The organism is Nioella ostreopsis (assembly GCF_004000255.1).
Lineage (GTDB): Bacteria > Pseudomonadota > Alphaproteobacteria > Rhodobacterales > Rhodobacteraceae > Nioella > Nioella ostreopsis.
The window spans coordinates 64,005-72,477 of sequence record NZ_RCIQ01000022.1 but is presented as its reverse complement, the minus strand read 5'-3'; the positions used below and the strand labels follow the sequence as shown (position 1 = coordinate 72,477).

Here is an 8,473-nt window from a genome sequence, read left to right as displayed (position 1 = left end):
ACGCAACCGCCGCTCTCGTGCGCATCTCGGATCCTTTCCAGATTTATCTTGATTTTTGAATGCGAGTTATCATGATTTGAGACTAAGTCTCGCAACATGGAATGATTCCGTCAACATGCATCTGGACCGCCTCATCGCCATACTGGAGCTTGTCGCCGTTGCCGGGCGTCCAGTTTCCGCGAGCGAGATCCAAAAAGCAACAGGGCTGCCGAAACCCACCTGCTACCGGCTGATGCAGACATTGCAGGACCAGGGTCTGGTGGAATCGCCCGCCGAGGACGGACGGGTGGTGATCGGCGAGCGACTCATTCGCATCGCGCTCCTTGGCAAGTCCGATATCGACGTGCGCAAGGCCGCCGCACCGCTGCTGAAGGCCGCCGCGGTGAATTTCAACGAAACGGTGTTTCTGGCCCGGTTCCGCAACAGCCAGGTGGAAATCATCCATGTGGAAACGCCCGACGATCCGGGGCGCGCCTTCATCCATCCCGGGCTTGGGGTGCGGCCCATGCATGCCTGTTCCTGCTCCAAGGCGATCGCGGCCTTTACCGAGCCGGAGTTCCAGGACTGCATCATCAACGGCACGCTCAAGGCCTATACCGAACACACCAAAACCACTGAGGCCGACCTGCGCGCCGATTTCGCCCGTATCGTCCAGCGCGGCTTTGCCGATTGCGACCAGGAGATCGACCTCGGCATTGCCAGCGTCGCCGCGCCCGTGTCCGTTGGAAATATCGGCGCGACCTTCAGCGTCGGCGCCGTCGGGCCGATCCGGCGCTTCGGGTCGGATTACCGGGCCGGGATCGGCGAAAAACTGATACATCTGGCAAACCGCGTCAGCGGCGCCATCCAACTATGCAACGTGGCCGAGGTTTGAGGAGACCCACGCCGCACCGCGACAACAAGGGAAGGAAATTCACGTCGCGCCCGAACGGGCATTGTTCATTCCAGGGAGGATAAAATGACACTTAGACCGGATCCGACATTCCACGCCACCGCGCAGCTTGCCATGCAGGCCCCGGTGGAAACCTACGGCTTCACCGTGATGCTCAGCCCCGATGGCTCGCAGCCCGATGGCATCGCTGTGGTCGATCTCGACCCGAAATCCGACAGCTACGGAACCATCGTCCACACGGTGATGATGCCCTACAAGGGCGACGAGTTTCACCATTTCGGCTGGAACGCCTGTTCCTCGTCGCTGTCGCCGCTGACCGGGCACGCCTTTCTTGAACGGCGCTACCTGATCGTGCCGGGCATCCGGTCCTCCCGGATCTACATCATCGACGTGAAGGACCCGCTGAAGGCCAGCATTCACAAGATCATCGAACCCGAAGAGGTCTTCGCCAAGACCGGCTATTCGCGCCCCCACACCATCCATTGTGGGCCAGAAGGCATCTATGTCTCGACCCTCGGCGGCGGCGGCGAAGATGGCACTGACGGACCTCCGGGCATCTTCATCATGGATTGCGAGACCTTCGAGATCATCGGCCAGTATGAAATGGACCGCGGCCCGCAGGACAAGCACTACGATTTCTGGTGGAACCTGCCGCAGGACTACATGGTCAGTTCCGAATGGGGCCTGCCGCCGCAGTTCGAGAACGGGATCGTCGCCGAGGATCTGCTGTCCAACAAATACGGCCATTCGATCCACTTCTGGGACCTGCGCAAGCGCAAGAACATCCAGACCATCGACCTGGGTGAAAACCACCAGATGGCGCTGGAAATCCGGCCCGCGCATGACCCGAAGAAATCCTACGGGTTCTGTGGCGTCGTGGTCGACACCACCAATCTGCAAGGCGCGATCTTTACCTGGTGGCGGGGTGAGGACGGCACCTGGCAGGCCAAGAAGACCATCACCATCGACCCGCGTCCCGAGGACCCGGAAAACCTGCCGCCGCTTCTGCAGGGCTTTGCCGCCGTGCCGCCGCTGGTCACCGATATCGACCTCAGCCTCGACGACAAGTATCTCTATGTCGCCTGCTGGGGTCTGGGCGAGATGCACCAGTATGACGTCAGCGACCCGATGAACCCAAAGCTCGCCGGAAAGGTGGAACTGGGTGGCATCGCACGCAATGCCAAGCATCCAAGCGGTGGCGAGTTCGCCTTCGGCCCGCAGATGGTCGAGGTCAGCCGCGACGGCAAGCGGGTCTACTGGACCAACTCGCTCTATTCCACCTGGGACGAACAGTTCTATCCGGGTGCGGAGGGCGGCCAGATGGTCATGGCGAATGTGGGTGAGAATGGCGGGCTGGAGCTGGACCCGAATTTCTACATCAACTTCCCCGAAGGCCTGCGCGCGCATCAGATCCGTCTGGAAGGCGGCGACTGCTCGACCGACAGCTTCTGCTATCCGAACGTCTGAATGGGCACGGATATAACCACTTTGACGGCCCTCTGGGGGGCCGTCATTCTGTCTGGCCTCTATCACGGGGTCAATCCCGGCATGGGCTGGCCTCTTGCCGTGTCCGCCGCATTGATGGAGGGCAAGCGCAGCGCCATGGGCAAGGCGCTGGTCGCGCTGGCCGCCGGGCATTTCCTGTCGATGACGGCTATCCTGCTGCCCTTTTCGCTGATGACCACGCTCGTCAGCTGGGAAATGCAGATCCGGATCGGCGCGGGCGCGCTGGTCGTCGCCATGGGCATCTACCTGCTGATCAATCGACGCCATCCCCGTTTTCTGGCCCGCGTCCATCCCGCGCGGCTGGCGCTGTGGTCGTTCCTCGCCGCGCTTGCCCATGGGGCGGGTCTGATGCTGGTGCCGATCTATCTGGGCATCTGCGGCATCGACGCAGGCCCGACCGAGGGGCACGAGGCCGCGCAGGCCTTGATGGGCCAGAACGTTCTGACCGCCTTTTTGGTCGCCCTTGTCCACACCTTTGCAATGACGCTGGCCGGTGGGATCATCGCGGTGATCATCTACCTGTGGCTCGGCCTGAAATTCCTGTCCCGCACCTGGTTCAACCTCGATATTGTCTGGGCCCTCAGCCTGGTTCTGGTCGGCGCTGTCGGGATCTATACGGCCTATTACGGGCATTGATCCAACACGGGTCCAGTGGACGCGGCCGCTTTTTCCGCGCTAGGAAGGGACGCATGGGGCCAGCGCCCCGACCCTGCCCCTTTCGGAATTTCAGCATGTCTGCCGACAGCCCATTTGTCTATCTCTGCCCGCCCGCGCGGCTTGTGACCATCCGCTTCGACGGGGCAGAGCTGCTTCTGCCGGACGGGGAAAACCTTGCCGCGTCACTGCTGGCGGCAGGGATCGACAGTTTTCGCCATACGCGAAAATCCGGCGCGCCACGCGCACCCTTCTGCATGATGGGGGCCTGTTTCGACTGTCTTGTTGAGATTGACGGTGTGTCCCGACAGGCCTGTATGCAGACCGTGGTCGAAGGCATGGACATCTCCCGTCCCGTGGGCGCCACACATGACTGATTTTGACCTTGCCATCATCGGCGCGGGACCGGCTGGAATGGCCGCTGCCGTCACCGCCGATCAGGCGGGTATGTCCGTCGCGCTGCTTGACGAACAGGCGCGCCCTGGCGGCCAGATCTACCGCGATGTGACCCGCACAGGCACGGACAGCGCGGACAGGATGCGCATCTTGGGTGCGGATTATGCCCATGGTTCAACCCTGACCGGGGCCTTGATCGCCAGCCGCGTTCACCACATCACAGGGGTTGTGGTCTGGTCCATCGAGGAGGGGTTCCGCCTCGTCTACACAGCCAACGGAGCCGCCGCGCATATCGGGGCGAAACGGGTGCTCATCGCCACCGGCGCGCTCGAACGCGCGATGCCGGTTCCCGGCTGGACGCTGCCCGGCGTGATGACGGCAGGGGCCGCGCAGATCCTGCTGAAAGGCTCCGGCATCCTGCCACGCCGCGCGGTTCTGGCAGGCTCCGGTCCGCTGATCTACCTCGTCGCCGCGCAGATGGTTCGGGCGGGCGTGCCGCCGCTTGCGCTGGTGGAAACGCAAACGCGGGGCGACATGATGCAGGCCATGCGCCATCTGCCCGCTGCCCTGAAGGGCTGGCGCGGGCTGGCCAAGGGGCTTGGGCTGCTGGCGGAACTGCGCCGCGCCGGGGTGCGCAGATTTGCCGGTGCCACGGGACTGGCCGTCGAGGGCACGGACAAGGCCGAAGCGCTGTGCTTTCAGGCGGGCGCTAGGGACCATCGCATCGCCTGCGACACGGTCCTGCTGCATCATGGCGTGGTGCCCAATGCGCAAGCTGCCCGCGCGCTCGGCGTGAGCCATCGCTGGACCCAGGCGCAACAGGCTTTCACGCCGGTGCTGGACAAATGGGGCGGCACCGACCTGCCCGGCCTTTTCATCGCGGGCGACGGGGCCGGGATCGGTGGCGCTATGGTGGCCGAGATCGCAGGCCGCCTTGCAGCGCTGAAACTGGCTGAAGAGGCCGGGCATCTGACAGATGTCGCGCGAGACAGCCAGGCCAAACCGCTTTTCCGCGCCCGGTCGCGGGAACTGGCCATTCGACCCTTTCTGGATGCGGCCTATCCTCCTTTTTCTGATGCACTCGCCCCCACTGACAGCACAATCATCTGCCGCTGTGAAGAGATCACGGCAGGCGAAATCCGCCAGACCGCCACGCTCGGCTGCCTTGGGCCCAATCAGGCCAAAAGCTTCACCCGCGCGGGCATGGGGCCGTGCCAGGGGCGCTATTGCGGGCTCAGCGTGACTGCCATCCTGTCCGAAGCCACCGGGCAAAGCCCTGATGTCACAGGCTATTATCGCATTCGTCCGCCGCTGAAACCGGTGACCCTTGCGGACCTGGCCACAATGGCCGAGACAGAGGCAACAGACCCCGAAGGAGAGTAACATGATCGAGCGGATCGAGACCGGCCAGCGCATGAGCAAGATCGTCAAGCACAATGGCGTGGCCTATCTGTGTGGTCAGGTCGGCGTCGGCGACAGCGTGACCGAACAGACCGAGGATTGTCTGGCCCGCGTGGACGCGCTGCTAGAAAAGGCCGGATCGTCGCGAGACCGTATTCTTCAGGCCATTGTCTGGCTGTCAGATATGCAGGATTTCGCCGAGATGAATGCCGTCTGGGATGCCTGGGTGCCCGAAGGCCACGCCCCCGCACGGGCCTGCGGTGAGGCCAAGCTGGCGCGGGACGTGCTGAAGGTCGAGGTGATCGTCACCGCCGCCTGCGACTGAGCTCAGCCATGGGCGATGCGGGGGCGGCCTGTGGCCGTGACGGTGATCTCCGCCTCCACGAACATCGACCGGCCCTCGATTTCCACCTCGCGGATGTCACGGGCATGAGTCAGGGTCAGGTCTTCGGCCCCTGCCCGCCTTGCCCGGTCGCTGGCCTGATCCGAAAGCGCCGCCTGCAAGGCATCAAGCGCCGTGTCGCGGTTTCCAAACAGCGTCGGCCCTTCCGGCAGATGCACGGTATACCGGCCCTCCCCGGCGCTCGTTACAACGCCCGAGACCACCTGCCGGATCTGCCCGACCACCGCACCGATGGCATTGGCGACGCCTGCATGTTCCGGCAGGATCATCCGGCAATCGAGCCGCTCGCCGACCGCGCGGTAATAGTTGGGCGCTGACGCCCCGAGCCCGATCACCGGCACCCCGATGCGCGTGGTCAGTTCCACGATGCCGCGATGCGGGGTCAGGCCGGACCGGGTCAGCGTGTGGCGGGCCAGCGTGGCAGGGCTATGATCGGCAAAATCCCGATCCTCGGCAAAGGCCGCTTCCAGCAGGCAATCGACGGTCTGTTCGGTCAGCTGATCCACGATCATCCATGCCAAAGCGTCAGCCCCGTCCGCCAGCCGGTTGCCACTGCCCCCGCGCTTGCGTGCCATCAGTTGCAGCCCCAGACGGGCGGCGTCCGTGTTCCAGTCGGTGAGGTTGCCCAGAACGTGGCTGGCATCCGAGGGCGTGACGCCCGACAGCATCACCAGCCCGCGCGCCACCAGCCGATCCAGCGCCGCGCCTTCCAGCCGCGATTTCAGCAAGCCCTGCACCGGCATCGGCTCGGTGATCCGCTCCAGAAGCCCCGCATCGCGCGGCGGCAGGCCAGAGGCATCGCCCGTCATCGGCACCACGAAACGGCCCGCATAATCAAGCGCCACCTCGGAGTTCAGCGCCTTTTCCAGCGCCTCGATCACCATGTCTGGGTGGTCATGGGCCAGCAGCGACAGCGGCATCAGCCGCCGGGGGCCAAGCCGCACACCGCCCTGCAACCCGTCTGACAGGACATGCACCTCGCTATCGCCGCCAAGCCCGGTGGTGCGCATCGCCACAGCCTCGACCATGGTGCGGTATCCGCCGACCAGCGCGCCCTCCGGGTCGATCTCTGGCAGACCGTCGCGCAGCAGCGCCACATCAGTCGTGGTGCCGCCGATATCGGAGACCAGAGCATCGCGTTCCCCGGTCAGCCAGCGCGCCCCCACAAGGCTGGCGGCGGGGCCGGACAGGATGGTTTCAATGGGCCGCTCCTTGACCATGGCAGCAGAGATCAGCGCCCCGTCCCCGCGGACCACCATCAGCGGCACGGCAATTCCCAGCTTCGCCAGATGCCGTTCACAAGCCGCCACCAGCCGCGCGATGGAGCCGACGAGCCGGGCATTCAGCAGCGCCGTCAGCGCCCGTTTGGGGCCGTTCAGCTTGGCTGACAGCTGATAGGAACAGGTCACCGGACGCCCGGTTTCCTGCCCGATCAGGTCACGCGCACGCTTTTCATGCGCGGGGTTGCGGGTGGCAAAACGCGACACCACGGCAAAGGCTTCCACCTCGCCCTTCAGCGCGCTTACCGCCGCCAGCAATGCGGCTTCATCGAGCGGCGCAGCCTCGCGCCCGTCATGGCCGTGGCCCCCGGCAATGGACACCAGCGGATCGCGGCCAAGCGCCTCGGTAAGCCCGCCCCGGTCGAGATCCTTCTCGGTAAACCCGATGGACACGAGCGCCACGCGCCCTCCCTGCCCCTCGACCAGCGCATTGGTGGCGAGTGTGGTCGAGAGAGACACCAGCGCAATCTGGTCGGCCTGGATCCCGGCCCCGTTCAGCGCCGCATCCACCGCACCGCCGATGCCAATGGCCAGATCGTGCCGCGAGGTCAGGGATTTGGCCGCGCCGACAACGCTTTGCGCCGCCTCGTCGATAATCGCAGCATCCGTGTAGGTGCCGCCCGTATCCACGCCAAGCAGATAGGCCATGGCCTGTATCCTTCCTTCCTGTTCGCCTTACGGCAGATAGGACAGGACCGGCCCGCCGTCACGGGTCTTCTGCGACCTCGGGGCGGGAAAGCTGTCGGAAATGGGCAGCGATTTCAGCCCCCGGCCGGGCCACGGGAGCCAGACAGGCGCAGGCAATGCAGCACGGGCGATGCAGGATATCCACCTCACGGAATGGGCAGCGGATTGGCATCAAACCGAAACTGGAAACAATCGCCCCATTTCGGCCATTATTGATTGCTATTGTTTACGAGACGGAAAAGAATCAACAATGATCGAGCAGCCGTCCAAATATTTCCTCCCTGGACTGACACCGGGCCGCCCCTTGTGGGCGGCCTGTTTCTATTGGACCTTACGGCGCAGGATCATGTCCTTTGCCGCGACCGTGGCCCCCAGAGTGATCAACAGGCAGGCAATGGCGATGACCCAGGTAAAGGGGCTTGCCCCAAGCGCGACCAACAGCAGCGTAGAAAGCAGCGGCGCGGAATAGCTCGCCGCGCCGAGCACCTGGATATCGCCATGCTTGACCCCGATATCCCAGACGAAGAAGGCCAGCCCGACAGGCCCGATCCCAAGGCCCACGACCGCCAGCCACTCGCCCATGCCCTGCGGCCAGATCGTCTCTTCCAGCATCAGATGCGCGATGGTCGCCAAAATAGCGGTGACAAGGCAGAACCCCGTCACCACATCGGTCGGCACCTCGCGAAAGCGGCGCGACAGGACCGAATAGGAGGACCAGAAGAACGCCGCCAGAAAAGCGATGCCATAGCCGAAGGCGTAGTCCGGGTTCAGAGCGATCCCCTGCCCCCGCGTCACGATCATCACCGCCCCGGCAAAGCCCATCAACGCACCGGCAACATGATGCAGCCCCAGCCGTTCCCCCGGGCCAAGCGCAGACATCAGAACGATCAGAAGTGGCCAGAGATAGCAGATCAGGCTCGCGTCGACCGTAGGGGCGTTTCGAAGCGCGGTGAAGTAGAGGAAATGATAACCAAACAGTCCCACGATCCCGAGCGCCCAGACCTTGGCGGGCTGGCGCAGGGCCGCAATACCCTGCGGCCGCACGATCCAGGTCAGCGCCCCGGCCAGACCTCCGATGCCGAAGCTCATCGCGGTCAGCTGGAACGGCGGCACCTGCCCGCTTTCGGCGGTGAAATAGGCCAGAAGCGCCCAGAGAAGAATGGCAATGAAACCGACGCCGGTGGCACTGTTGCGGGTCATGGGCGGGGGCCTTTCGAAAGCTGCCCTTCGCCCTAGCAACCCGCGCACCGCCCG

8 protein-coding genes are annotated in these 8,473 nt (G+C 64.3%); 6 read left to right on the top strand and 2 right to left on the bottom strand.

Annotation, left to right across the window (positions count from 1 at the left end):
* Positions 1-115 precede the first annotated feature (115 nt).
* The 6 genes from EP237_RS18730 (at position 116) to EP237_RS18705 (ending at position 5,174) form a co-directional block, all read left to right on the top strand.
* A complete protein-coding gene (locus EP237_RS18730) occupies positions 116-874 on the top strand; it encodes an IclR family transcriptional regulator (RefSeq protein ID WP_127562421.1) in 759 nt (252 codons plus the stop codon).
* Positions 875-958: 84 nt separating this feature from the next.
* Positions 959-2,359, top strand: a complete 1,401-nt coding sequence (locus EP237_RS18725; RefSeq protein WP_127562420.1) for a selenium-binding protein SBP56-related protein — start codon at positions 959-961, stop codon at positions 2,357-2,359.
* Positions 2,360-3,034 carry a hypothetical protein gene (locus EP237_RS18720; RefSeq protein ID WP_127562419.1) on the top strand — a complete coding sequence of 225 codons (675 nt, stop codon included), beginning with the start codon at positions 2,360-2,362 and terminating at the stop codon, positions 3,032-3,034.
* 95 nt (positions 3,035-3,129) lie between these two features.
* Positions 3,130-3,429 (top strand): (2Fe-2S)-binding protein, encoded by a 300-nt coding sequence (locus tag EP237_RS18715; protein ID WP_127562418.1) that lies wholly within the window; start codon positions 3,130-3,132, stop codon positions 3,427-3,429.
* Positions 3,422-4,831: an FAD/NAD(P)-dependent oxidoreductase gene (locus tag EP237_RS18710; protein ID WP_127562417.1), complete on the top strand. Its 1,410-nt coding sequence runs from the start codon at positions 3,422-3,424 to the stop codon at positions 4,829-4,831. Before EP237_RS18715 ends, EP237_RS18710 begins: the two co-directional genes overlap by 8 nt.
* Before the next feature lies 1 nt (position 4,832).
* Positions 4,833-5,174 (top strand): RidA family protein, encoded by a 342-nt coding sequence (locus EP237_RS18705; RefSeq protein WP_127562416.1) that lies wholly within the window; start codon positions 4,833-4,835, stop codon positions 5,172-5,174.
* Positions 5,175-5,176: 2 nt separating this feature from the next.
* Here EP237_RS18705 and EP237_RS18700 read toward each other — a convergent pair whose 3' ends face one another.
* Together EP237_RS18700 and yddG are read right to left on the bottom strand one after the other, a co-directional pair.
* Positions 5,177-7,180 carry a hydantoinase/oxoprolinase family protein gene (locus EP237_RS18700; RefSeq protein WP_127562415.1) on the bottom strand — a complete coding sequence of 668 codons (2,004 nt, stop codon included), beginning with the start codon at positions 7,178-7,180 and terminating at the stop codon, positions 5,177-5,179.
* Between the two features lie 360 nt (positions 7,181-7,540).
* A complete protein-coding gene (gene yddG, locus EP237_RS18695) occupies positions 7,541-8,419 on the bottom strand; it encodes an aromatic amino acid exporter YddG (RefSeq protein ID WP_127562414.1) in 879 nt (292 codons plus the stop codon).
* Positions 8,420-8,473: the final 54 nt, after the last annotated feature.